28 protein-coding genes are annotated in these 23,265 nt (G+C 60.5%); 14 read left to right on the forward strand and 14 right to left on the reverse strand.

Annotated features, from left to right (window positions below; genetic code table 11):
* Positions 1 to 142 precede the first annotated feature (142 nt).
* From WC811_RS19250 to WC811_RS19295, 10 genes are all read left to right on the forward strand, one after another.
* Positions 143 to 655, forward strand: a complete 513-nt coding sequence (locus WC811_RS19250) for a DUF3280 domain-containing protein (protein ID WP_372647054.1) — start codon at positions 143 to 145, stop codon at positions 653 to 655.
* Positions 652 to 1,632 (forward strand): ABC transporter substrate-binding protein, encoded by a 981-nt coding sequence (locus tag WC811_RS19255; RefSeq protein WP_372647055.1) that lies wholly within the window; start codon positions 652 to 654, stop codon positions 1,630 to 1,632. Before WC811_RS19250 ends, WC811_RS19255 begins: the two co-directional genes overlap by 4 nt.
* Entirely contained in the window at positions 1,595 to 2,407 is an 813-nt protein-coding gene (locus WC811_RS19260) for an ABC transporter permease (protein ID WP_372647056.1), read from the forward strand. Before WC811_RS19255 ends, WC811_RS19260 begins: the two co-directional genes overlap by 38 nt.
* Positions 2,404 to 3,144, forward strand: coding sequence for an ABC transporter ATP-binding protein (locus WC811_RS19265; protein ID WP_372647138.1), 741 nt, complete (start codon positions 2,404 to 2,406; stop codon positions 3,142 to 3,144). Before WC811_RS19260 ends, WC811_RS19265 begins: the two co-directional genes overlap by 4 nt.
* A 33-nt stretch (positions 3,145 to 3,177) precedes the next feature.
* Positions 3,178 to 3,912, forward strand: a complete 735-nt coding sequence (locus tag WC811_RS19270) for a (5-formylfuran-3-yl)methyl phosphate synthase (protein ID WP_372647057.1) — start codon at positions 3,178 to 3,180, stop codon at positions 3,910 to 3,912.
* Positions 3,909 to 4,376: a dihydroneopterin aldolase gene (locus WC811_RS19275; RefSeq protein WP_372647058.1), complete on the forward strand. Its 468-nt coding sequence runs from the start codon at positions 3,909 to 3,911 to the stop codon at positions 4,374 to 4,376. Before WC811_RS19270 ends, WC811_RS19275 begins: the two co-directional genes overlap by 4 nt.
* Positions 4,369 to 4,983, forward strand: a complete 615-nt coding sequence (locus WC811_RS19280) for a uridylate kinase (RefSeq protein ID WP_372647059.1) — start codon at positions 4,369 to 4,371, stop codon at positions 4,981 to 4,983. The genes WC811_RS19275 and WC811_RS19280 overlap by 8 nt, the downstream gene beginning before the upstream one ends.
* Entirely contained in the window at positions 4,983 to 5,564 is a 582-nt protein-coding gene (locus tag WC811_RS19285) for a DUF447 domain-containing protein (RefSeq protein WP_372647060.1), read from the forward strand. The genes WC811_RS19280 and WC811_RS19285 overlap by 1 nt, the downstream gene beginning before the upstream one ends.
* Entirely contained in the window at positions 5,504 to 6,742 is a 1,239-nt protein-coding gene (locus tag WC811_RS19290; protein ID WP_372647061.1) for an SAM-dependent methyltransferase, read from the forward strand. The genes WC811_RS19285 and WC811_RS19290 overlap by 61 nt, the downstream gene beginning before the upstream one ends.
* 139 nt (positions 6,743 to 6,881) lie before the next feature.
* Positions 6,882 to 7,166: a hypothetical protein gene (locus tag WC811_RS19295; RefSeq protein WP_372647062.1), complete on the forward strand. Its 285-nt coding sequence runs from the start codon at positions 6,882 to 6,884 to the stop codon at positions 7,164 to 7,166.
* 58 nt (positions 7,167 to 7,224) lie between these two features.
* Here the strand turns inward: WC811_RS19295 and WC811_RS19300 are convergent, their stop codons facing one another.
* Positions 7,225 to 8,235 (reverse strand): hydantoinase/oxoprolinase family protein, encoded by a 1,011-nt coding sequence (locus WC811_RS19300; protein WP_372647063.1) that lies wholly within the window; start codon positions 8,233 to 8,235, stop codon positions 7,225 to 7,227.
* A gap of 59 nt (positions 8,236 to 8,294) precedes the next feature.
* Here WC811_RS19300 and WC811_RS19305 point away from each other — a divergent pair, with 59 nt between their 5' ends.
* The gene (locus tag WC811_RS19305; protein WP_372647064.1) at positions 8,295 to 9,002 is read left to right on the forward strand and encodes a HisA/HisF-related TIM barrel protein; all 708 of its coding nucleotides are present in this window, start codon (positions 8,295 to 8,297) and stop codon (positions 9,000 to 9,002) included.
* Positions 9,003 to 9,190: 188 nt separating this feature from the next.
* Here WC811_RS19305 and fae read toward each other — a convergent pair whose 3' ends face one another.
* The 7 genes from fae to WC811_RS19340 all read right to left on the reverse strand — a co-directional run bounded on the left by fae (position 9,191) and on the right by WC811_RS19340 (position 15,768).
* On the reverse strand, positions 9,191 to 9,703 hold the full coding sequence (gene fae, locus WC811_RS19310; protein WP_372647065.1) for a formaldehyde-activating enzyme: 513 nt from the start codon (positions 9,701 to 9,703) through the stop codon (positions 9,191 to 9,193).
* Positions 9,704 to 9,932: 229 nt separating this feature from the next.
* The gene (locus WC811_RS19315; RefSeq protein ID WP_372647066.1) at positions 9,933 to 10,796 is read right to left on the reverse strand and encodes a triphosphoribosyl-dephospho-CoA synthase; all 864 of its coding nucleotides are present in this window, start codon (positions 10,794 to 10,796) and stop codon (positions 9,933 to 9,935) included.
* Positions 10,793 to 11,767: a RimK family alpha-L-glutamate ligase gene (locus tag WC811_RS19320; protein WP_372647067.1), complete on the reverse strand. Its 975-nt coding sequence runs from the start codon at positions 11,765 to 11,767 to the stop codon at positions 10,793 to 10,795. Before WC811_RS19320 ends, WC811_RS19315 begins: the two co-directional genes overlap by 4 nt.
* On the reverse strand, positions 11,751 to 12,713 hold the full coding sequence (gene mch, locus WC811_RS19325; RefSeq protein WP_372647068.1) for a methenyltetrahydromethanopterin cyclohydrolase: 963 nt from the start codon (positions 12,711 to 12,713) through the stop codon (positions 11,751 to 11,753). Before mch ends, WC811_RS19320 begins: the two co-directional genes overlap by 17 nt.
* Before the next feature lie 12 nt (positions 12,714 to 12,725).
* A complete protein-coding gene (locus tag WC811_RS19330) occupies positions 12,726 to 13,862 on the reverse strand; it encodes an ATP-grasp domain-containing protein (RefSeq protein WP_372647069.1) in 1,137 nt (378 codons plus the stop codon).
* A gap of 2 nt (positions 13,863 to 13,864) precedes the next feature.
* Positions 13,865 to 14,770: an NAD(P)-dependent methylenetetrahydromethanopterin dehydrogenase gene (locus WC811_RS19335; RefSeq protein ID WP_372647070.1), complete on the reverse strand. Its 906-nt coding sequence runs from the start codon at positions 14,768 to 14,770 to the stop codon at positions 13,865 to 13,867.
* Positions 14,771 to 14,790: 20 nt separating this feature from the next.
* Positions 14,791 to 15,768 carry a beta-ribofuranosylaminobenzene 5'-phosphate synthase family protein gene (locus tag WC811_RS19340; protein ID WP_372647071.1) on the reverse strand — a complete coding sequence of 326 codons (978 nt, stop codon included), beginning with the start codon at positions 15,766 to 15,768 and terminating at the stop codon, positions 14,791 to 14,793.
* Positions 15,769 to 15,881: 113 nt separating this feature from the next.
* On the opposite strand from WC811_RS19340, the gene WC811_RS19345 reads away from it, so the two are divergent.
* On the forward strand, positions 15,882 to 16,259 hold the full coding sequence (locus tag WC811_RS19345) for a 4a-hydroxytetrahydrobiopterin dehydratase (RefSeq protein ID WP_372647072.1): 378 nt from the start codon (positions 15,882 to 15,884) through the stop codon (positions 16,257 to 16,259).
* Positions 16,259 to 16,807, forward strand: coding sequence for a 2-amino-4-hydroxy-6-hydroxymethyldihydropteridine diphosphokinase (gene folK / locus WC811_RS19350; protein WP_372647073.1), 549 nt, complete (start codon positions 16,259 to 16,261; stop codon positions 16,805 to 16,807). Before WC811_RS19345 ends, folK begins: the two co-directional genes overlap by 1 nt.
* A gap of 65 nt (positions 16,808 to 16,872) precedes the next feature.
* On the opposite strand, the gene WC811_RS19355 is transcribed toward folK, so the two are convergent.
* The 6 genes from WC811_RS19355 to pqqA form a co-directional block, all read right to left on the reverse strand.
* Positions 16,873 to 17,229: a cytochrome c family protein gene (locus WC811_RS19355; RefSeq protein ID WP_372647074.1), complete on the reverse strand. Its 357-nt coding sequence runs from the start codon at positions 17,227 to 17,229 to the stop codon at positions 16,873 to 16,875.
* Positions 17,230 to 17,428: 199 nt separating this feature from the next.
* Positions 17,429 to 18,589: a pyrroloquinoline quinone biosynthesis protein PqqE gene (gene pqqE, locus WC811_RS19360; RefSeq protein ID WP_372647075.1), complete on the reverse strand. Its 1,161-nt coding sequence runs from the start codon at positions 18,587 to 18,589 to the stop codon at positions 17,429 to 17,431.
* A gap of 30 nt (positions 18,590 to 18,619) precedes the next feature.
* On the reverse strand, positions 18,620 to 18,925 hold the full coding sequence (gene pqqD / locus WC811_RS19365; RefSeq protein WP_372647076.1) for a pyrroloquinoline quinone biosynthesis peptide chaperone PqqD: 306 nt from the start codon (positions 18,923 to 18,925) through the stop codon (positions 18,620 to 18,622).
* Between the two features lie 4 nt (positions 18,926 to 18,929).
* Positions 18,930 to 19,706: a pyrroloquinoline-quinone synthase PqqC gene (pqqC, locus tag WC811_RS19370; protein WP_372647077.1), complete on the reverse strand. Its 777-nt coding sequence runs from the start codon at positions 19,704 to 19,706 to the stop codon at positions 18,930 to 18,932.
* Positions 19,703 to 20,635 carry a pyrroloquinoline quinone biosynthesis protein PqqB gene (pqqB, locus tag WC811_RS19375; protein WP_372647078.1) on the reverse strand — a complete coding sequence of 311 codons (933 nt, stop codon included), beginning with the start codon at positions 20,633 to 20,635 and terminating at the stop codon, positions 19,703 to 19,705. Before pqqB ends, pqqC begins: the two co-directional genes overlap by 4 nt.
* Positions 20,636 to 20,781: 146 nt before the next feature.
* Positions 20,782 to 20,871 (reverse strand): pyrroloquinoline quinone precursor peptide PqqA, encoded by a 90-nt coding sequence (gene pqqA, locus WC811_RS19380; protein ID WP_181338038.1) that lies wholly within the window; start codon positions 20,869 to 20,871, stop codon positions 20,782 to 20,784.
* Between the two features lie 604 nt (positions 20,872 to 21,475).
* Between pqqA and WC811_RS19385 the strand changes: the two genes are divergently transcribed.
* Complete coding sequence (locus tag WC811_RS19385) at positions 21,476 to 23,257, forward strand: sulfite reductase flavoprotein subunit alpha (protein ID WP_372647079.1); 1,782 nt, start codon at positions 21,476 to 21,478, stop codon at positions 23,255 to 23,257.
* The last annotated feature ends 8 nt before the right edge of the window (positions 23,258 to 23,265 follow it).

A 23,265-nucleotide genomic window follows, 5' to 3' on the forward strand; every position in this document is an offset into this window, starting at 1 on the left:
ACCGGTCAATCTATGCAAACCGCGGGTGAACCACTTGCAATGCTTGGGGGTTAGCGGGCACCTACAGTTTGAAGCGCTTCGGCCGGGCGCACCCGCTCACCTTGATGTCTGAGCTTGCTCAGTAACTTGGAAACGAATGCCAATGCCCCTGCTTAAGCCTGTTTCTTCCGCGCTTTTGGCGTGCATGTTTGCGCTGCCAGCCGAAGCGGCCACGAAGGCCGCCGTTTTTCCGTTCGATTTTCACGATGCCCAGCAGGACGGTGAAATCGTTCCGCAATACAACTCGGACGACCTGCGGCGGTTGAAGCTCATCGCCGATGAACTCCGGAGCCTGATGGAGAAAGACGGCAAATACGCCGTCGTCGATCTTTCTTCCCGAGAAAAAGAGGTTGAAGCCGCGTCGCCATTCAACCAGTGCAATGGCTGCGAAGTTGCGATCGCCAAGGAGGCGGGCGCCGATATCGCCGTCACGGGATACGTCGATAAGGTCTCGGGCGCGTTGATCAACCTAGCGATCGTCGCGCGCGATACCAAGACCGGCGAACTCACTAAGACGATGTCGGCGTCGATCAACGGCAACACCGACGAGCTTTGGCTGCATGGCGTTCGTTATCTCTGGCGAAATCGATTCAACGTCGAGGCGCCCCCGAAATGACGATGCTCACGCGCCGTAGCGTTTTGGCGGCCGGATCCGCCTTGACCGTCGCTAGTCTGATGCCGCGCCTTGCTGCGGCTGCGACACCGGTACGACTGACCTCGGTGAAATTCGGTTCGGTGAGCTGGCTCATCGAGACCATGCGGGCGGAAGGCATCGACAAGAAGGTTGGCCTCGATCTCCAGGTCGTCGAGGTCGCGAACAATCCGGCGGCCCCGGTTGCGCTTCTTTCCGGCGCCGCCGACGTGATCGTCAGCGATTGGACGTGGGCGCTTCGGCAGCGTGCGCGGGGCCTCGACTTGAAATTCGCGCCGTATTCTTCAGCGCTCGGCAGCGTCATGGTTCCCAAGGGTAGCTCAATCACGTCGCTCGGCGGACTTGAAGGCAAGAAAATCGGCGTCGCGGGGACGGGTATCGACAAAAGCTGGATCCTGTTGCGGGCGTATTCGCGCAAGACGCTCGGCAAGGATATCGCGAGCTTCGCCGAACCGGTCTTTGGTGCCGCGCCGCTCGTCACCGAGGAATTCAGGAATGGCCGCCTCGATGCGGTTTTGAATTTTTGGACCTATGCGGCGCGTCTCAAAGCGGAGGGCGCGCGCGAACTGTTGACGATGGCCGATGTCATCAAGGGGATGAACGTCTCGCCGACCCCGGCACTGGTCGGATTCATCTGGTCGGAGAAGTCGGTCCGTGACCAGGCGGTGCCCGTCGACACGCTTCTGGCTGCTGTCGCTGACGCCAATGTGGTACTGGCATCGTCTGATGCGGCGTGGCTGCGTTTGCGGCCGTTAATCAAGCCCGCATCTGATGGCGAGCTTGTTGCGATCAGAGACTATTACAGATCGGGCATCACGGGCTCATGGGGGGCAGCGGACACCGCGGCGGCGGAGAAGCTCACGAATCTTCTCATTGAACTCGGTGACACGGAACTCGTTGGTGATGGCACTCATTTCGACCAGAATCTCTTCCACACCTAAGCTGATTGCTTCGCCCTCCAGTTTCGCGGCGTCGCTTGAGCGGCTCGCGTGGCTGACGGGTTCGCTGCTGACGCTTGCCGTGCTTTGGCAAATCATCGCTCTCTATGCACAGAGCCGATACCTGCCGACGCCGCTCGCAGTGTTCGATGTGCTTTGGCGCGAGGGCGCCAACGGCAATCTGTGGAAAGATACATCGGCGACGCTGGCGCGGGTCGCGGTGGCCTTTGTCGTCTCGATGTTCATCGGCACGGTGATCGGCCTCGTGCTCGGCCGCCACAAGACTGCCGACAAATTCTTCGACGCGTGGCTGATCCTGTTTCTCAATCTGCCAGCGTTGGTGACGATCACGCTTTGCTACATCTGGTTCGGGTTGACGGACGCGGCGGCGATCACGGCCGTCGCGCTGAATAAGATTCCGAACGTCGCCGTCAATATGCGCGAAGGGGCGCGCAGCCTCTCGAAAGATCTCGACGAGATGGCGCGGATCTACAAGTTCGGGTGGTGGAAGACGTTACGGCACGTGACGTTGCCGCAGCTCGCGCCGTTTTTTGCAGCGGCCGCGCGGTCAGGCCTAGCGCTGGTGTGGAAGATTGTTCTTGTCGTCGAAGCGTTCGGGCGGTCGAGCGGCGTCGGCTATCGCTTGAGCATTGCTTTCCAGGAATTCGACGTCGGTACGATTTTGGCCTACGCGCTGGCGTTCATCCTGGTGGTGCAGATCATCGAATTCACGGTACTTCAGCCGCTGCAGTTACGGGTGAACGCATGGCGGCGATGAACGGAGTGAATGGGATAAACGGAACCGCACCCATCCGCGTTTCGGTTCGCCGCAAGATCTTTCCGGCGGTCGGAGATCGCGAAGCGCAGCTTGTGCTTAAGGATGTCTCATTCGAGGTCGCACCGCGTTCGTTCGTGGTCGTCACCGGGCCTTCGGGATGCGGAAAGTCGACGCTCCTGAATATCATCGCCGGTCTCGATACCGATTATGAAGGCAGCGTCGACCTCGGAGCCGCCAGAGAACGGCTGACCTTCATCTTTCAGACTCCGCGCCTTCTGCCCTGGCGGACGGTCTACGAGAACATCGCGCTCGTTTTGCCGGACGGGGATGCGCGCCACGCGAAGATTCCGGCGATGCTTGAGCGCGTTGGCCTCGGCGAAGCCACAACAGCCTATCCCGAGCGTTTGTCGCTCGGAATGCAACGCCGCGCAGCGCTCGCACGCGGTTTCATCCTGGAGCCTGAAATACTGCTCATGGACGAGCCGTTCGTCTCGCTCGACGACCCGACGGCCACGAGCCTCAGGCTGCTTTTAACTGAACTTTGGCACAGCCATCCGACCACGGTGATTTTCGTAACCCACGACAGGGCCGAGGCAATTCAGCTCGGAACGCGCATCTTGCGCTTGGCGCCGGGAAAGGCGAGTGTGGCGCAGGATGTGACCATCAACCTGACCGAGGCGCAGCGCCACGACCGCGCGGCCGTACTCGCAGAGCAAAATCGTATCTTCGCGGCCTGAAGGCTGTCGGCGTACAAATCTCGGAACGATGGAATGATTGACGGATTGAGACGAGGCAAGCCCGCCTTTCTCGCCAGCGTGACCAGCGCGGGCGAGGCGGAAATCGCGCTTACGGGCGGGGCTGACATTATCGACTGCAAGGACCCGGCATCCGGCGCGCTCGGCGCGCTCGACATCGATACGGTCCGGGAGATCGTCGCGCGTGTCGGCGGACGCTTGCCGGTCAGCGCGACCATCGGTGATCTGCCGTCCGATCCCGACGTGCTCGTGACCGCCACGGCCGATATGGCCCGGACGGGCGTCGATGTCGTCAAGATCGGCTTTTTCGGAGGCGACGATCCGCGACTCGCGATTTGGGCGCTCGGCGCGGCTCACGCGGCGTCAACGCGGCTGGTCGCGGTTTTGATGGCCGACCAAGATCCGGATTTCGCCCTCGTGCCCGAACTTGCCGCGGCGGGGTTCGCTGGAGTCATGCTCGACACGGCGGATAAAGCGGCGGGCGGATTGACGACCGTTCTACCCGTTGCTCGGTTAACGGAATTCCTACATTTGGCGCGCGAGCATGGTCTCTTTGCAGGGCTTGCCGGATCCCTGAAAGAGAGCGACATCGCGGTGTTGACACTTCTTGAACCGGATATGCTTGGTTTTCGCGGCGCGCTGTGTTCGTCGGGACGTGTGAGCGCTATCGAATTCAATCGTGTGGTTGCGGTCAGGCACGGGCTCGACGCAGCAAGGCTCGCTAAGGTGCGGGAGACGTCGGTCGCATGAAAGACAAGAAGAAGCCGGTTAAGGCCAAGGCCGACAACGGCGAGAATTCCCTCACTCGCAAGAAAGCCGCTGCGAAAACGAGAGAGATCGGCGACGGCATTTTCGTCCGTGATTTCGTCGTCGATTGCAATGTCGGCGTTTATGCGGAAGAGCAGGGCGTGACTCAGAAGGTTCGCTTCACGGTCGAGGCGCGCCTGGCGAAAGACGTTTTCAGCGTCGAGGACGAGATGGCGGAAGTGCCATCCTATGCCGACATCATTGACATCATCGTAGCGCTGGCGCGCGGCGGGCACATCAAGCTCGTTGAGACGTTCGCGGAACGGATCGCGGCGCAAGTGCTCGCGGACAAGCGCATCACTGCGGTCCGGATTGTACTTGAAAAGCTTGAGCGCGGACCACAGCGCGGCGTCGAGATCATTCGGCCGGCGACGCGCGGTGCTGCGCTCGAGTTCGGCCGTGGCTGAGCGCGATACGAGGGGCGCACGGCCGCTCGTCGTCAAGGTTGGCGGCAGTCTCGCGGAAACGGGTCGTCTCACGTCAGTGCTTACCCTGATCGGGAGCGCACGCATTCCCGTGGTGATCGTGCCCGGCGGCGGACCGTTTGCCGACACCGTGCGAAATTTGCAGACGGAATTGCAATTCGACGACGCCGTCGCGCATCGACTGGCCATGCTCGCGATGGAGCAGATGGCGGAATGGATCGTCAGCCAGCAATCGGGAATGAAGGTGGCGCGGACGCTCGACGATATTTCGGATGCGGTCATGGACGGGCAAATTCCCGTTTGGGCGCCTTTGGAGATGATCGGCGATGATCCGTCGATTGCCGAGAGTTGGGACGTGACGTCCGATAGCCTGGCGGCGCGGCTGGCGGAACGGCTTGAGACGCGCCTCGTGCTCTTGAAGTCGGTCGGCGTAAAAGAAGCGTCGTCGGCGGAGGAACTGGCGCGAGACGGCATCGTCGATCGGTTTTTTCCGGAGATTGCCGCGCGGGCCGATCTGTCGTGGGTTATCTTCGGGCCGGAAGACGACGCCCTGCTATCGGCGCTTCTCATTGGTGAAGGAACGGCCTGATGCCCCGAATCGTCGAAACGATCGTGACGACCTTCAACGCCAAGGGAGAGGCGCATATCGCTCCGCTCGGTCTTATCGATGACGGGGAACATTGGGTCATTGCGCCGTTCCGACCATCAACGACGCTTGAAAATCTGCGCACCAATTCCGTCGCGGCAGCGAGCCATACGGACGACGTTCGCGTTTTTGCGGGCGCCGTGACGGGTCGCAAGATTTGGCCGCTGCTACCGACGCGAACGATCAAGGGCGAGCGGCTGGCGGATTGCGTGTCGCATTGGGAGCTCAAGGTCGAGAAGATCATCGAGGACGGGCAGAGACCGCGTTTCCTGTGCGCGATCGTCGATGAAGAGATGCACAAGCCCTGGGAGGGCTTCAATCGCGCGCAGGCGGCGGTGCTCGAACTTGCGGTGCTGACGACGCGCCTCCACATGCTCTCTCCGGACAAAGTCGAAAGCGAGTTGAAGTATCTCGAGATCGCGATTTCGAAAACCGCAGGTCCGCGTGAAGAAGAAGCGTGGGAATGGCTGATGGAAAAAATCTCGGCATGGCGGCAAACGCGGTTCGATCAGACGACATCATGAAACCGCCAACAGATGCGAGGGCTGAATTCGTTGCGGCGTTCGCTGCCGCGCTCGATGAGCGTTCATTCGCCAAGCTGGCGCTTGGAAAATTTCGCGGCGACGGCGAAACCCGAAAGGCCGTCGCGACGCTCGTTGCGATCAAGGACAAGCAGCAGCTGAAGCTCGTCACCAGTTTTCCGCGCAAAGACGAAACGAAAATGTTTGCCGTCGAGGATGGCATCAACTTCATCAAGGTGCTGATCGGTAAACAGTACATGAGCGCGACGTTGTTCACGAGCGTGCGTGATGTTCGGCTCGATTATAGCCGCAAGGGCGTGCCGCATCTTGCTACGGGCAAGCCGACGTTGGACTCATCGGCGCCCGTTTCGCACGACCGGCAGAAGGCCTACCTCGTTCCACCCGACCGGCCGTATCTCAAGGCGTTGGATGTCGCCGATCGCGAGGGGCGCATCAAACCGTCGATGCAGGGCAAATACCGTCAGATCTGCCGCTTCATCGAGATTGCTGCGGATTTGATATCGGAGAGCGCGTTTCGGGATGATGCGCCGCTGACCGTCGTCGATATCGGTTCGGGCAAAGGCTATCTGACGTTTGCATTTTACGATTACGTGACAACGACGCTTCGGCGGACGTGCCAGATGACGGGCATCGAGCTTCGCGGAGATCTCGTCGCGCTTTGCAACGGGCTGGCGCGAGACCTCAAATTCGATGGGCTTACGTTTGTCGCGGAGGCGGCGTCGCAAGCGTCATCGGTGCCGGCCGACGTCGTGATTGCGCTTCATGCGTGCGATACCGCGACCGACGATGCCATGGCTTTTGGAATAAATACCGGAGCCCGGCTCATTCTTTCGGCACCGTGCTGCCAACATGAAATTGCGCCGCAGATCAGAGATGCGAATGAGGGGCTGAAGGGGCTAATCAAGTATCCGCTTTTGAAACAGCGACAAGCCGATCTCGTGACTGACGCGGCGCGTGCTCTTCTCCTCGAAGCTTCGGGCTACAAGGTCAGGTTGATTGAATTTGTTTCGACCGAACATACGTCGAAAAACATTCTGATTTCGGCGGTTAAATCGGCGGGCGTCGATCGTTTTGCTGCGCGTCAGCAATACCGGGCGTTGCAGGATGCGATTGGTTTTTCGACGCATCATCTCGCTTCACAACTCAAGGATGCCGAATAGTATTTCGCGGACTTTTTTGTCCCGCCTCATTTGTTGCTCACTGACATGGAATGCATGTAAAGGGAACCGATCCGGATAATTCGTGTTTGTTTCCGGACACCCCCCAGAATGAACAATACCGAAGAGAAGGCAGAATTCGATGACTAAGGTTTCCCGTATCGTACGCCTCGCGTGTGCCGCGACCGCTATCGCGCTTGCTACGGCGGTGCCTGCGAGCGCCGGCCATGATGAGGTTCAAGACGATCCGGCAGTCGTCGCTGAGCGGCTGCATCGCATGGGCTTCGTCGAGTGGCGCAAGCTGAGCTGGGATCGCCACGGCTTTTGGAAGATCGACGATGCTCGTCGGCAGAATGGTCATGTTTACGACCTGACGCTTGAAGCAGGCTCGTTCGACCTTGTTCGCCTCAACCGCGAGCGCGGCTGAGTCGGATCGGATTTTTACAGACCTTCGATCGGCCGCAGCGGAATCGTTGCGGCCGATTTTATTTGCCGAGTAGACGAGCGACTGCGACGGCCGGGGCGCAGCGCGTCGCCCATAATTTTTGGTCTTCATCGGCTTCGATCAGTTCGCCGAACGTGACGGCTGGCAATCCGAGACGCGCCGCTATTCTTGCGGCGGCAGATGCGCCGATTCCAGCGGAGACAACATTTTCGATCTTGGCGCCTGGACGAGACAACACCTGTAGCGCGCCGTCGTGAACGGATCGCAGCTGACGCTCCTCGACGTGCGCGGCGGAGACTTGCCATGTCGATAGATGGCGAATGTCGGCATCGCGGCCGAAGCCTCGCGCGAATCTTTCGAGACTTTCCCTTTGCGTCTTGCCGCGTCCGTCGGTCGTCGCGTGCTGGTCGACGTCATCGGGGAGCGTGCCGAGGATGCGGCGAACGTCGGCCATGGTCGCGAAGGCGTCGCGGGCCAAGCCTTGCCATTGTCCGGCGAGAGGCGCACGCGTCGCGACGGATGCAACGGGCGTTCGCGTAAAACCGGTGTAGACAAGCTCTCCGGTCTGCATGCGTTCGCAGTCGGTGAGGCCAAGCGGCCGGTCGCAGGCGATGATGTCCGTCGTCGTCGATCCCATATCGATCAGCAGCGTTCCGGGACGCAGCCGCGCAACGAGGGATGCGGTCGCGAGGAAGTTCGCGGATGCGACGGAGAGTGGATCTCCCGTGGCTGCTTGGGGTGACGCGAAGCCTTTCAAGCCCATGTAGATGCGAAGCTCGCCGTCAAGACGCTCGCGGAGGCGCTGCAAAATCGCGAGGACGCCGGCTTCGCGGCTTTCGAAGATCTCGGTCAGTTCGGCGGTCATCGTGATTGCGAACGTGTCAGCGTCGGCGATGACCGGTTCGGCGTCGGCAAGGGCTGCGTCCAAGCGATCGAGACCCTGCCAAAGCGGGCAAGCGATCTGGCGCACGGACACGAGGCGCGTCGCTTCGAGGCGCGCGACCTTGAGGTGCGCGCCGCCGATGTCCAGACCGATCGTTGCCTTGGTCATTTGTGCCTTCGCCTCGATATAACAACCCGTGATACACTCGGGCCCCGAGGAGGCAAGCGGTGGACGTCATTCCGGTTATCGATGTCGCGCATGGGCAGGTCGTCCGGGCGATGAAAGGCCAGCGTTCGGGCTACCGGCCGATCGAAACCCCGCTCGCCGGATCATCCGAGCCCGCAGACGTTGCGCGTGGCTTGGCGCGGCTTTTCCCGTTTCATAAGATTTACCTTGCCGACCTCGACGGCATCGAAGGGCGGGGCCGCAATACCCATATCGTGCCGGCGCTGAGCCAGGTCTTGGGCAGGGTGGAGATTTGGATCGACGCGGGCACCGGATCGCGTGGGGCCGCACGCGCCATTCTGGCGGCTCCGGTGGCGACGCTCGTTGTCGGGACGGAAAGCATCGAGACGGTGCGCAACTGGGAGGACATCTCGGCGGAAGCGCCGGCGCGGACCGTTCTTTCGCTCGATTTCAAGAACGGCGAGTTTATCGGGCCGGAGGCAATGCTTGCCGATTCGTCGTTGTGGCCTTCGCGCGTCGTGGTCATGACTCTCGATCGGGTGGGAGCGAACGAGGGGCCGGATATTCGCCGTCTGGAAAGCATCGTTGCGCGGGCGAAGGGGCGGCGCATTTATGCGGCCGGTGGCGTCCGCGATCGCGGCGATCTCGATGACATCAAAAAGATCGGAGTGGCGGGAGCGCTGGTCGCGTCAGCGCTTCACTCTGGAAAAATTTCGGCCGGCGACCTGCTTGAGGTCGCCGGCCGATGAATGTCCGGATCAGTGAATTGGCAGCAGCCACTCCAGCTGAGAACGATGCCTAGTCGCGGCCAGGGCCCGTTCTCGAGTTAACCGCTGTAACGGCCCGAGAGTAGTCTACCCAATCGCTGCAGCAGACCCCCCTTCATAGGAGGGGCAGTTTCATTTTTGTTTTCGACCTGCTGAGGACGGTTTCCGCTTCAAGCCTTGGCAGCGAAAGGATGCGCAGCCGAGTTACGCTGTGCGGTCGCTTCGGCAGCCGTCGGCTTGCCAGCGATGGCGCGAGCGATCGATTCCTTAACGGCGCGGTAGTTGTAGTCCTGGATCTTGGCGTCGTCGGCAGCTTCCCAGTGGATGAACACGCCAACGCAGACGAAAACGTCGTCGGCTTCAGCGGCCGGGATAACGCCTTCAGCAACCGAGTCCTGAACGGCCTTGGCGACACCGTACTGTGCCGGTCCGAACATCTGAACGGCCTGGCGGGCGTCCTTGATGGTGACCTTGTTGTAAAGGATCGTGTTCGGCTTGCAGGCGAGGTTCGGCGCGATGACGGCGAGAAGCGTCGTGAAGCCGTCCTTGTTGTTCGTCAGGGCGTTGCAGAACGCCGTCTCGGCAGCCGAACCGCGGGGTCCGATGATGAGGTCGATGTGAGCGACTTCGTTGCCGTCGCCGACGAGCGACTCGCCAACCATGACTTTGTTAATTTTGGCCATTAGGGGGGTTCCTCCCACGGATGAAACGATACGAGCGACAACAATCCCCGTCAGAAGATGGGTTCTAGCTGTACTGCTCTAGCGATGAATATCCACGTGCTTAGCGCCCAGGTTGTCATGAGTACCGGTTTGGGCACGATAGACCGGCCCGCGGGGTCCGCGGACACGGCGCCTGTATTGCCCTAGGTCATCGGGCGAGACAAGCCCTTAAGTTGAGGCCAATCGCCGTTCAGGTACGTTTCCGCTCGATCAACGCATCGGCGAAAAGGGTCGTGACTACAAAATCGGCAGTGGTTCCCGGATTGAGACCCTGATGTTTCAATTTTGCGTCGAAATCCTGAAGAACCAGCGACGATTTCGCAGTTGCAGCAGGAAACCACTGCGGCCTTAACACGCGCGCTTCCTCACGTACCTTTTCGGCGATTCCGGCACCGAATTTGCGTGCGATATGCGTGTCGGGGAATTCGGACAGAAGAGACATATGCAGCGTGGTTACTGCTAAAGTCGAATCGAGATCTGATATCGCTTTCGCTTCTCGCAATACCGGAAGCGCGAAATCAAAAATATCGGCATATACGCTGACATAGGCATTCGCGATGCGGTCGCGTTCGGCGGCAAGGTGCATCGCCGCAAGCAATGTCAAATGCTGCGGCTGCGCATTGACGTCTCCCTGTTCGACCTTGCCCATGCCGGCGGGATTGGCGATGCGGATTGCCGCGAACGCGTCTTCGGCATCCTGCTCATCGAGCGCCGACAAAATCATACCGAGGCGGCGGCGAAGACCGACATCGAACGTCGTCTCGCTCGCAGCCTTGGCGAGAGGCGCACAGAGAAGCACGATGCCGAGATTGGTATTGAGGCCGGTGGCGGCGACGCTCGCTTCCGTTGCGCGGAGGATGCGTTTGCCGACGCTCGCATCGGGGTCGGCGATCGGACCTGCCGCGGCTTTCGCAGCCTGCTCGAAATGCAGGACGTCCATGCCGTGTCCGGCGGAATAGCGATGGACGTTGCCGGGCTTCAAGGCGTTGAGCTCGGCGTTGCAGGCGTCAAGGAACGCGGCGCTGATTTCGGCAGCGGAGCGCGCGCTTTTCATGGCAGGACTGCGGCGATGGGACATCCCGAGGCGGCGCGATGCGCGACGACCGTTTTGAGAAAATCCTCGGCGATCGCCCAGGCGATGTTGATGTCGGCGACGCTTTGCAGGCCGCGCCAGGCCGGATTCGAATTGACTTCGAGCACCTGCAATTCGCCCGACGCAGTGCGAATGAGATCGATGCCTGCATAATCGGCGTCGACGGCGCGCATGGCGGCCATCGAGATGCGCGCCATCTCATCATCGGGGAGGTGAACGCGGGCCTTGCCGCCCTGGTGAATGTTCGTAACCCAGGTCGTGCCGCGTCGGATCATAGCGGCGATGACGCGATGACGCGTCGCGAGAACGCGCCAATCCTCGTAGATGCCGTCCTTCGGCGCGACGTAATCCTGCATGTAGTACATCTGGTCGACGGTTTCGGGCGCGGGCAGCTCGCTCTGTTGCGAGATCATGCCGATGCCCTTGCCCTGGCTGCCGAACAGCGGCTTCAAGACGAGCGGACGATCAAGCCCTTCGGTGTATTCCAGCGCGTGGGGCAGCGTTTCGCAGACGCGCGTGCGCGGGGTCGCAATGCCGCTTTTGTGCAGAAGAAACGTCGTTTGGGATTTGTCGACGCAGCGTTCGATGGCGCGTGCGTCGTTCCAAACTCTGACTCCGCTTTCGCGCAACGCATGCAGCAGACCCAGGCGAAACGTAATCTGTTCGAGCGTGCCCGCCGAAATCGAGCGAACGAAAACCCCGTCGGGCAGACGGCCCTTGAACCCCGGAATATCAATGCCGCTTTCGAGTCCCGTGTCGAACGCGCAGTGGGGGAGCGAAGAGACCGTGACGCGTGCGCCCATGGCTTCGAGCGAACGGACGATGCGGCGTGCATGCCATTCGCCTCGCCCTTCCTCGATCAGAAGGGCGAGGTGAAGTCCGTCGCCAAGTCCTGATAAGGACTCCGGTAATTTCTCAGCGGAAGCTCGCATCGACCACTCCCGGCGCGAGCTCGCCAGCGCGGAAGGTGTTGCCTGTCTCGACGTTCGAGACGATCACCTGCGCGGGCGAGAACAGCATCGGATCGATTTTGTAGAAGTCGCCTTTGACGTCGGCGAAGATTTCGGCGAACGGCTTGCCGTAAGCGTCGCTGGTGCTTGCAGGCAGGTTTTCCGCAAGGCGTTGTGCATCGCTGTCCGGACCCTTCACGAAGAGATGGATGCGGCCGCCGTAGATGATCGCGTCGTTCGTGCGTCCCATCGCCTTGACGAAATCAGGGATCGGCGGGGCGATCGGTGTCGTGCCCATGCCGTCAAGCACGTTCTCAAGCGGGAAGTGGAGCGCGTGCGCCTTGTGGATCGCGACTTCGAGGACGCGAGATGCGATCTGCACGATGCCCGCGAGACTCCAGGTCGTTGCGTAGATGATCGTCAATCCTCGCGGATTGATGCCGCAGTGCTCGGCGATTTTCTTGATGGCGCTGGGCGGCGGAGATTTGTCGCCTTCGATCACGAGCGTCGTTTCGGCATTACGGTCGGCGTAGCCCAGATCTTTGTAGAGATCCACTTCGACCCGGGAAATAGCGCGAGCCGGCCCTGAGCCGAGTGCAAAGAAGCCGGACTCTTCATCCGAAATCGACCAGCCTGCGTACTGGCTACCAAGGCACGCGATAACGGGATCGTTCGAAGTGACGACGACACCGAGCGGCCAGTTGGGAAGACCAGACGCTTGCGTGAAAGCAACTTGGCCTAGGCCGCCCATGCAGACTTCGCCGAGGCGTCGGCCAGCTTCGAGGCCGCCGACAACATTGGCGCCCATATCGATGAGGCGTTCGCCCTCGCTGCCCGTCGTCACATCGATGCGGAGTGCATCGGCGTTGGTCACGATGTCTTCCACAAGCTTGGCGGCGCGTGCCGAGACGCTAGGCTGCTTTACCATATCCAACTCCGATCAGGATTTTGCGTGTTCGTATATCAGGTCTTCGAGTTCCGCCAAGCGTGTCCGGGCGAGGGCTTCTGCCGCATCGGCGGTCGGGGCCGAGGCGACGGCGGTTGCAAGCGGGGCGCCGGGCGGCACGAAAGTATCGGGTGCACCACGGTCGGCGCTCCAATCGGGCCAGGGCGTATTGCCGAGCGTCACGGCGCCACGGTCGGCGTGGAGGATTGCGATGGCCTTAGCTAGCAGGACGGTCGGTCCATGGGGAACGATAGACGTTTCGTCCCAGGCGGCCATATGGCCCCGGAACAGATTGCCTTCGGCGTCATCAAGGACATCGAGCGATGCGCCGGGGCGCGGATTCACTTCCAGAAGGTAGGGAATATCCTGCTCGACGATGAAGTCGAAGGAGGCCATGCCGACGAGATGCAGCGCCGTCGCGAGTTTGCCCGAAATGCGCGTCAGTTCAGCCAGGAGCGCTTGATCCACTGCGGGCTTCGATACGCAGCCGCCGAAACGGTAAGATTGCGTGCGCGAGGGCGATGTCCATTGTTTGCTGGCGGCGAAGGAAGACAGCTCTCCGGTCTGATTCGTGAGAACGGCGCCGATGGAATAGCGCGCGCCGGTCAGCCGCTTTTGGAAGTAGCGTCGCGGCTTGGCGTGCGGATGGCCGGAGCAATCGCGGATGTGACGGCCGCCGCTGCCGCCGATGCGTTTGGAAATCCAGCCGGCCGCATCCAGCGGCGGATCGCTCCGCGTCTCGGGATGAGGGATCGCGAGTTTGTCGAGAAGAGCGAAAAATTTTGCCGGGTCTTTGCAGGCGGCGAGCGTTTTCGCGTCGGAGCCGAGCAGGCGAAAACGTGGGGCAAGAGCCGCGACGAGCCGAGGTTTGTCCTCGAAGCCTGAACCTAAGACGAGGCCGACCGGCGTTTGTCGCGCCGATCGGGATAGGTCGTTCAATGCGGCGATCAGCGGCTTCGTGCGGAAACCTGTTTGCATGGCGCCGTCGAGAACGCGAAAGTCTGCGGCGGCTTCGCGGGTGTCGAGATCACCGAAGGCATCGACGACAAGCGGTCTGTATCCTGCACGCCGGGCGGATTGCGCGAGGCTCCGCCCGGAGAATGCAGCGATAAGGACGGTGTCGCCGCTCAACCTCAGACCAGTCCGACGAGCTGTTTCGACAGCGCGTAGGCGTGACGGAAGTCGAGCGCCAGCGGTTTGTCGGAGTCGATCATCTGCTTGAAGAGGCCGGATTCACACTTGTACTTGATGTCGCCGATGGCGAGTGGGCCGACGCCGAGGACTTCGGAATCTGGCAGCTTCTCGCCATTCATGAACAGGTCCATGCCTTCAATGCCCGGCGGTGGGACGGCATTGACGTCGGCCATCACCATCAGGTTCTTGGCGCTCTGCATCTGTTCCTTGGACACGACGCGGACACCTGCGGCGGCGGCGGCAAAGATCACGTCGGCGTTGGCGATGATCTCGTTCTTCTGTTCGTCGGTTTCGCCGGGTACCGGTTCAAGGTCGACGCCGAAACGCTCTTTCGAGATCTTGGCGTTCTTGATGACGCGATCGATACCGCGATGGGCGACGAGCTTCACTTCAGCGCCTTCAAGGGCTGAGATGATCGAGGATGCAAAACCGACGACGCCGGTCGCGCCGAACACCGCGACTTTCGTGCCCTTCCAGGTCTTGCCGAATTTCTCTTTCAGTACTTTCTCGACGCAAGCGACCATGGCGGCAGCCGTCGTGAACGAGCCTGCGGGGTCGGCGAATACGGAACATTCGAATGGGGGCACCATCGCCTTCTTGGCGGCTTCGATCATGTCGAGTGCGAGGATGGCGTCCTTGCCGCCCATGAAGAAGCCGGTGCGAACGCCGTAGTTCGGCGGACGGGAGAAGATAGCGTCCTGAATGAGCCCCGTGACCTCGGCAAGCTCGACATTGATGTAGGGAACGATCACCTTATAGCCAGCGTCAGCCGCCATGTTCACGTCGAAGGGGCTCATGTGTTTCTGCGGCGCGAGCATGTGCAGAATCGGGGTGGCGTCGCTCATTTTTTCCAATGCTCCGTTCGTTATGAATTGCGCAGCGTTTCGATGCTGGCGCCGGTGTTGCGGCCATGTGCGATGAGGATTTCGAGCCCGTCGCGTTTAGCGTCTTCGCTTAGAGAATGATAGAGGCGTTCTGCCGCTTTTGGGTTGTCGACAAAGGCGAAGCCGGTCGGCCCCCAGGAGCTCTGTCCGATGCCGGTGGCGCCCTTGTCTCGCATCCGCGAAGCAAGCTCGCCGACGGCCCGGCTGGTCCACGGGCTGCCGCCCTGTTTCGAGGCGAAATGGCCGCCGACGATCTCTTGTATCTCGGTCAACGCAGAGCCGAAGGCGCCTATGTCCTCCTCCTTTAGGCCTGGGACGAGTTTCATCAAGACGAGGTGACAGATGTGCGCTGCCTTGCTTTCGGGAAATTGGGGGAGCCCGGCAAAGGCGGTTTTTTCCGCCTCTCCGGAGACGCCGGCGAAGCTCGGATCGAGGATCAGCATCACGCGCCACTGTTTGGGAAAATCGGTGCGCAATGTCAGGGGCGGGGGGCGATCGGTTTTGCCTTTGCCGCCGTCAATGATGAATCCGCCCGAGGAGAAGGCTTCAAGGCCGATTCCCGACCGGGCGCCGCGTTCGCCGAGTGCTGCCAGATCGGCGGCGGAAAGCTCGCGGTCCTGCAAGCGTGCGATGGCCGCTCCGATTGCGAGCGCGAGTTGCGTGCCGGATCCCAGGCCCGCGTGCGCGGGGATCGCAGTGGCGACATCGATGGCGTAGGCGCCCGATTTGCCATCGTCGGTGAATTTGCGCAGAAGCGCGACGGATCGCTCGCTTTCGATGCCGGATGCGGAATTTTCCGACGCTTTGGTTATCGTGAGCGATGTGCTTGGCTTATCGATGGCGAGGCCGATGCTTCCGTAGCGCCGACCGATGCCGCCATTCAAGTCGAGGAAGCCTAGATGCAGCCTCGCCGGGGCCGTGACGCGGAGCGCGGCCGAAGTCGCCGGAAGAGGCTTCACTTAAAACGATCCTTTCTCTTGAAAGGCCGCGTCGACAGCTGTTTGCTTTCTCGGCTGCGGCAGCAGTAGGATTTCGGAACCGAGTTGTCCGATAATTGGAGGTCGAGGGCAAGATGAGTGCAGAACGCGAAAAACCTATGGCGGAGGCTGATGTTAAGGCTTGGCTCGCCGACAACCTTCCGGCCTGGAAGCTCGAGGACGGGTGGATCCGCCGCACCTACAAGACGGCAAGCTGGAAAGGCACGCTCATGGTCGTCAACACGATCGGCCATCTTGCCGAAGTCGCGTGGCACCATCCCGATATCACCTGCTCATATGCATGGGTGGAAGTGCGGTTGATGACGCATTCTGCGAAGGGGATCACGTCGAAGGATCTAGAACTCGCCAAGAAGATCGAGGAGGTTGTGCATTGGCAGCCGGGCAAGGAAGGCAAAGGCCTTGAAGGCACGCCAGAAAGCGATATGCGGTTCGCATATATCAAATACGACTGATGGGCGAATCTGAGCCGAAGGCGGCCGAGAGCGGTTGCACCGGAGCGAAGATCGAGGGGGTGCCGGTCCAGTTCGACGCCATTCTGGCGCTCGGCACGAACCTCGGAGATCGCGTTGAAAATATCGAAGACGCGATTCGCAGGCTCGGCTCCGACGGCTCGATACACGTGGTCGCACGCTCGCGGCTTTATCGGACAGCTCCTTGGGGCGTCACTGATCAAGACTGGTTCGTGAATGGATGTGTCGGCGTGCAGACACGGCTGTCGCCGCATGATCTCCTGAAGCACTGCCAGGCGGTCGAAAACGATATGGGCCGAGTGCGCACTCGGCATTGGGGGCCGCGGATCATCGACGTCGATATTCTGACGATTGGAGATCGACAGATCTGCGAGCCCGATCTCGTCGTTCCGCATCCGCTTATCAGCGAGCGGGCGTTCGTGCTCGCGCCGCTAAAGGATGTCGCGCCGTCGCTGAAAATCGGTGGCAAGACGCTTGACGCGATGCTGGACGCGCTTGACGCGGGCGACGTTGTGCCTTTCGAAACCTAAAAAAGACATCACCGCGAAGAACCCCTTCTTCGCGGCGATTTCTATCAGTTATCGTGGAGCGCGAATTACTTCAGCGTGCCGAGATATGCGATCAAGTTGGCGCGATCGGTCGCGTCCTTGACGCCGGCGAAGATCATCTTCGTGCCCGGAACGTCCTTGCTCGGACCCTGCAGCCACTTGTCGAGAGCTGCGTCGTCCCAGGTGATGCCGGACTTCTTCAGTGCTTCAGAGTAGCTATAGCCATCAACCGAAGCTGCCTTGCGGCCAACGACGCCGCCGAGATGCGGTCCGACGCCGTTCTTATCAACCTGGTGGCAAGCCTTGCACTTGTTGAAGATCGTCTTGCCAGCATCGGCGTCAGCGGCCATGCCGGCTGCCGGTACAGCGGCGATCATCGCAATCGCCAGAACCCACTTGCGCATTCTCAATTTTCCTTCCCGTTTCGCCTGAGCGATACTTTAGAAACGTTGCAACTCATAGCTCAGTCGAGGGAAATTGGCATTTATTTTCTGAACCGATGCCGAACAGAATGCCGCACCGGCCGTTGAATTTTCCGACGCTAATGCTGCATCGCAAATACACGCAAAACGGGCGGTATATTACATTTTGGACAGCTGCGAATTACTCAGCTGCCGGCGCTTTCACTGGGCTCATGCGACGATAGACGAACGGGGGTGGCGTCTGCTCGGCGCTTTCGCTCTCCGCTGCCGCGACGAAGGCTTCGTGATGGGGGGAGAGCTTGCAGGCAGGGTCGGTCGCGGCGGCATCCCCGGTGAAGGCCATCGCCTGGCAGCGGCAGCCGCCGAAATCGATTTCGGCGCGCGGGCAGCTACGGCATGGTTCTTTCATCCAGCTCGTGCCGCGATACATCTGGAAGGCCTGTCCGTTCAACCAAATGTCGGCCAGACGGCGATCCTTAACGTTATCGAAGATGAGCCCCGGGACGGTCTCCGACGCATGGCAGGGAAGCACGCGGCCTTGCGGCGTTACGTTCATGACGCCGCGCCCCCAACCGCCCATGCACGGCTTTGGAGTCTTCGCGTAGTAGTCCGGCACGACGAAATCGAAGACCATGATGCCTTTTAAGCGCGCTTTCGCTTCCTCGACGATCTCGGCGCTCTTTAGCACCTGAGTGCGGGTCGGCATCAGAGCGGCGCGGTTCTTCAGCGCCCAGGCGTAATACTGAATGTTGGCGACCTCGATGCGGCCAGCGCCCAACTCGACTGCAAAATCGATGATGTTCGGAAGGTTCTCGATGTTGAGGCGATGAATCGGCGCGTTGACGGTCAGCGGCATCTCAAGCTCACGCACCCACTTGCCGACTTCGCGCTTTTTCGCGAGGCCGTTCTTGTAGGCGGAGATTTTCTCGGCGTTGACGTCGTCGACATCTTGGATCGAAAGCTGGACGTGATCGAGTCCAAGCTCTTTCAGGCGTTTCAGACGATCGCGAGTCAGCGTGACGCCGGCTGTGATGAGGTTCGTATAGAGGCCGACCTTGGCCGCGACTTCGACGATATCTTCGAGGTCTTTGCGGACGGTCGGCTCGCCGCCCGAAAGGTGGATCTGCAGGATGCCGAGGTCGGCGGCCTGGCGCATGACGTCCTGCCATTGCTCGGTCGTCAGCTCACTGTTGACGCGATCGAGTTCGAGAGGGTTGGAGCAGTACGGGCACTGCAGCGGACAACGATGTGTCAGCTCTGCAAGAAGCCCGACCGGCGCGCGGGCGCACGCCTCGACTACGGGCTTTTCGGAGAATTGCTCCATCGGCGCTATTTCGTTCATGACGTCAGCTCCGTTCTGTCCCGGGTTTCCTCAAGCGGCTTTGATCACGCCCTTATCAGAAAGCTCCTGAAGCATTGATATGGTGTCCGCGAGGATTTCCTGCAGCGGGGCGTTGTAGTCTTTCGCAAGCTCGCCTGCGATCTGCTCGACCGAGGCGACGCCGTCACAACGCTTTAGGATTTCGATGGCGATCGGGTCGGGCTCGAACACGCGTTCCGGTGCGAGCACATGCCAGCGACCGCGCCCGGCATCATGCCTGAGCTTAATGTGGGGCGGCATCGCCGGTTTTGAAGCCGGTCCTATGATCACACGTGTGCGAGTTGCTTCGCTGCTCATTTACTTATGCCTCTGGCCGGAAGGCGCCGGGCGGAACGTGCCCATCGACATAGGCGTGATAAAGAGCGTCGAGCTGCACCCAAAGGACGTTGCATTTGAAACGCACGGCTTCGACGCAGGCTTCCTGTTCGTCCCGCGTCTTGGCGTTTTTGAGAACATATTGCAGCGCGAAATCGGCGTCGCGCGGAGCTTGCGTCAGGCGGCGCTTGAAATAGGCCATGACCTTATCGTCGATGAAATCATAGCTTTCGAGCATGCCGGAGATGCGCTCTTTATGAATCTTCGGCGCGAAAAGTTCCGTGAGGGACGAGGCGACCGCAATGGTCAAAGGCTGTTCGCGTACGAAGGTAACGTAAGCTTCGACGGCGAAGACGGTTGCCGGGAGGGCGCCGCGACGCGAGATCACATATTCGCGGTCGAGGCCGAGACCGTCGGTCAGAACGAGCCAACGCTCGATGCCGCCCGGCTCGTCGGGCAGCAAGCCGTCATGATCGAGGATGCGGTGGGTCCATTCGCGGCGCAGTTCGCGATCGTAGGCGCGGCTGACGAGGGCCGCGTCCTTTCTCGGGACGGCGGACTGATAGCAGTAGCGGTTCAATGCCCACGCCTGCACCTGACCCTTATTGAGCTTGCCCCCGTGCAGCATGTGATGGAACGGGTGCAAATCGTGGTAGCGCTCGGGGCCGACGGCGCGAAGCGCGGCTTCGAATTCGGACGTCGACATCGGCGGTTCGTTGCCGAGGCGTTCGGCGGTTTTCTTCTCGAGACTGACGGGGTTCATAGGCGGACCTCCATGCCATCGAAGCCGACTTCCCAACCGGATGCTTCGACGACTTTACGGGCTTCTGAATTTTCGTCCAGGATTGGGTTCGAATTGTTGATGTGGACGTAAATCCGGCGTTTCACGTTGAGCTTGCTCAAGGCAGCGATCGAACCGTCTGGCCCTGAAACCGAAATATGGCCCATGCGCTGGCCGGTTTTGTTGAGCAGGCCTTGGGTCAGCATCTCGTCATCGGTAAACAGCGTGCCGTCCAAAAAGATCAGTTCGGCGCCGCGGATTTTATCGGCGAGGGGCGGATCGATCTCTGCGACTCCGGGAATATAGAAGAATGCCTTGCCCGTTTTGGTTGCGGTGATCTTGAGGCCGATGGTGTCGCCGTCGCGGCTGCCAAAGTTGTTGTCGGCGTCGCCCTTTTCGAGGAACAGAGCAACTTTGCCGGGGACCGCGAAGGCTTCGACGACGAGGCCAAGATCGACGCCGGCGCCTTCGAGGCGGGTCGGCTTGTCGAGTTCGAAGGCGACGCGCGGGACCTTGTCGGCGGCAAGCACATTGAAGATCGAATTGGCGTTGAGCGTCGCCAGTACGCGGTCGGCGGCGTAGATTGTGAATGGCTGGCCTTCGCGCAGGCTCAAGAGGCCGGTGATGTGATCGACGTCGGCATTGGTCACGACGACAGCTTTGATAGGCGAATTGCGCGACGCGCCGGAATGCGCGGGCTGCAACTCGGGCGTTTCGTTGATTTGCTGGCGAATATCCGGGGAGGCATTGAGCAACACCCAGTCCACGCCGTCAGCGCTGACGGCGAGAGAAGATTGCAGCCTTGCCTTATATCCCGCCTCGCCGGCTCTCACTCGCGAGGAATGAAAGCCATTGCAATTCCATTGCGGAAATCCACCCCCAGCGGCGGATCCAAGCACTTTTATGATCATCAAGCTGAATGTTGTTACGCCGACGGGTCGCCGAAGCCGGCAGCGCTCTCAGTTATACGAGAGCATACGGCAGCGGCGGCCGATCATTCCAATCGACCGCCGCGCCGGTATCTCACAATGCTTGCGAGACCGAAGACTTCATCTCATTAGATGAGGTCGATCTCGGCCGGAAGGTAGCTGGTGACTTCGAGACCAACTTCCTGCTCGCGCACTTCGGGTTTCGTCCAGATCTTCATGGTGTTTCCTCCAAGCGGTAAACTGCTTTTCCTACCCAGCAGACCCCGCCGAGGGCCCACTCAATCGGCGCAGGCACTTGATTGTGCCGGCCCAATCTGCGGATCGGCCCTTCAAAGTCAAGGCTCGATCCAACTGCCAATCCGCTAAAGATCAGGTCGCAGTCTTCTTTTCAAATCAATGCGCTTCACGTCTGCGTGTGGGTCTGATCCAACGCATGTGCGAGACGGGATGGGATCGGGTTTCCAGGAGGCTGGGGGGCGGCACTCGCTGGGTTTTGCCCGCACCCCCGTTCGGTAATCGATTTTGGCATTATTCGTCCGATATATTAGAATATTATTCTTATGTTTGGGGTGGAATGCCGCAGGTGTGTAGAAAATTGTTCTAAAATGGCGTATCCAAACGGCTTGAGCGCGTGTACGAGCCGTTGGGTTTCGGCGGCGTGTGCGCCCGCTGTTAGGAATTGTTGGCTATTAGTTATCGAGCGCGCCCCGCTCGATCGGCAGGTTTGGGCTTTTCCTGGGCTGAAAGGCGCGGTAGGCCCGCGCTTTGAAATTCCGGGCTTAGGGAGTTTTGGGCTTAGGGCCCTGACGAGGAGAGTTTTTCGTGACCGCGACCCCCTTGCTTCCGCGCAACGCTCCGTTTCTGCCGGAAGACATCGATATGCTGAACAAAGTGGTTGCGCGGACAACTCCGCAGCAGCGCTCTTGGCTTGCCGGTTTCTTCGCGGGTTTCGAGGCGGCTCAGGGCGGTGGGCTCGCGCAAGCTGCTCCGGCCACAAAGCCTCGAGCACCGTTGACGATCCTTTACGCCAGCGAAAGCGGTAATTCGGAAGCCCTCGCGACCAAGGCCAAGAAGGCCGCGCAGAAGCATGGCCTCGATGCCAAGGTTTTCGATATGGCGGACGTCGACATGGCGGTACTTGCCAAAGCCAAGAATATCGTCGTATTCGCCGCGACGTGGGGTGAGGGCGATCCGCCGTCTCGCGCGGTTGATTTCTATCAGGCGCTGATGAGCGACGCCGCGCCGCGTATCGATGGCGTTCGGTTCGCCGTTCTGGCGCTCGGCGATACCGCTTACACACAGTTCTGCGCTATCGGCAGAGCGATCGATGCACGGCTTGAAGAGCTTGGCGGCGTGCGTACGTTCGATCGCGTTGATCTCGATCTCGACTATGCGAAACAGGCGGCGGACTGGACGGAAAATGCGCTCGCCAAGCTTGCGCCAAAAGATGATCAAGCAAGCGGCACGGTCGTGCATGTCGATTTCGGCGGTGCCGTTCCGCAGGCCGATGACGACGAACCGAAATACACTGCCGAGCATCCGCTCGAAGCTGAGATTTCAGCGCTCGTCAATTTGAACGGCACCGGGTCGACGCGCGAGACGTGGCACGCGGAATTTACGCTGGACGATCCGGCTTTCACGTACCAGCCGGGCGATGCGGTCGGAATTTATCCTGAGAACGATCCGGCGATCGTCGATGAGTTGCTGCAGACGGTCGGACTTGGTTCGGAGGCTGCGCTGCTTCTGAAGCTGCAGAAATCTTTTGACGTCACGACGTTGTCGCGGTCGTTCGTCGAGAATTACGCGAAGCTTACGGGTCGCGCAGACGTAAAGAGCTTACTCGAAGGCGAAGCCTATCCGAAGTTTGCGTCCGATCGTCAGCTCGTCGATTTCTTCGTGGCCTACCCTGAGAAGCTGACGGCCGGGCAATTGACGGGGCTGCTGCGGCCGCTTCCGGGTCGGCTTTATTCGGTGGCGTCGAGCCTCAAGGCGCATCCGGGCGAAGCGCATCTTCTGGTCGGAGCGGTGCGCTGGGAATCGCATGGGCGCGTCCGCAAGGGCGTTTCTTCGACATTCTTCGGCGAGCGGCGCAAGGTGGGGCAGACGGCGCGCCTCTACGTCAAGCCGAACCGGCACTATCGTCTGCCGCCCGACGGGCACACGCCGATCATCATGGTGGGCGCGGGAACTGGTGTCGCGCCCTATCGCGCCTTCATCGAGGAACGCGTCGCGGATGGCGCCAAGGGTAAGAGCTGGCTGTTCTTCGGCGAGAGGAACTTCACCAACGACTTCCTGTATCAGTTGGAATGGCAGGAATATTTGGAGTCGGGCGATCTGACCCGGATCGACGTTGCGTTCTCGCGCGACCAGCCGGAAAAGATTTACGTTCAGCATCGTCTCTGGGAGCGGCGCGCCGATATCAATGCGTGGCTTCAAGAAGGCGCGCATTTCTACGTCTGCGGCGACGAGAAAGGCATGGCGAAGGACGTCGACACGATGCTCGCCAAGATTCTCGCCGAGCCGTTGAAGGGCGATGAAGACGCCGGTCGCGCCAAGCTCAAAGAGCTGATGAAGGCCGGACGCTACCAGCGCGACGTCTATTGATTTGGAAT

Source organism: Hyphomicrobium sp. (assembly GCF_041659645.1).
Taxonomy (GTDB): domain Bacteria; phylum Pseudomonadota; class Alphaproteobacteria; order Rhizobiales; family Hyphomicrobiaceae; genus Hyphomicrobium_B.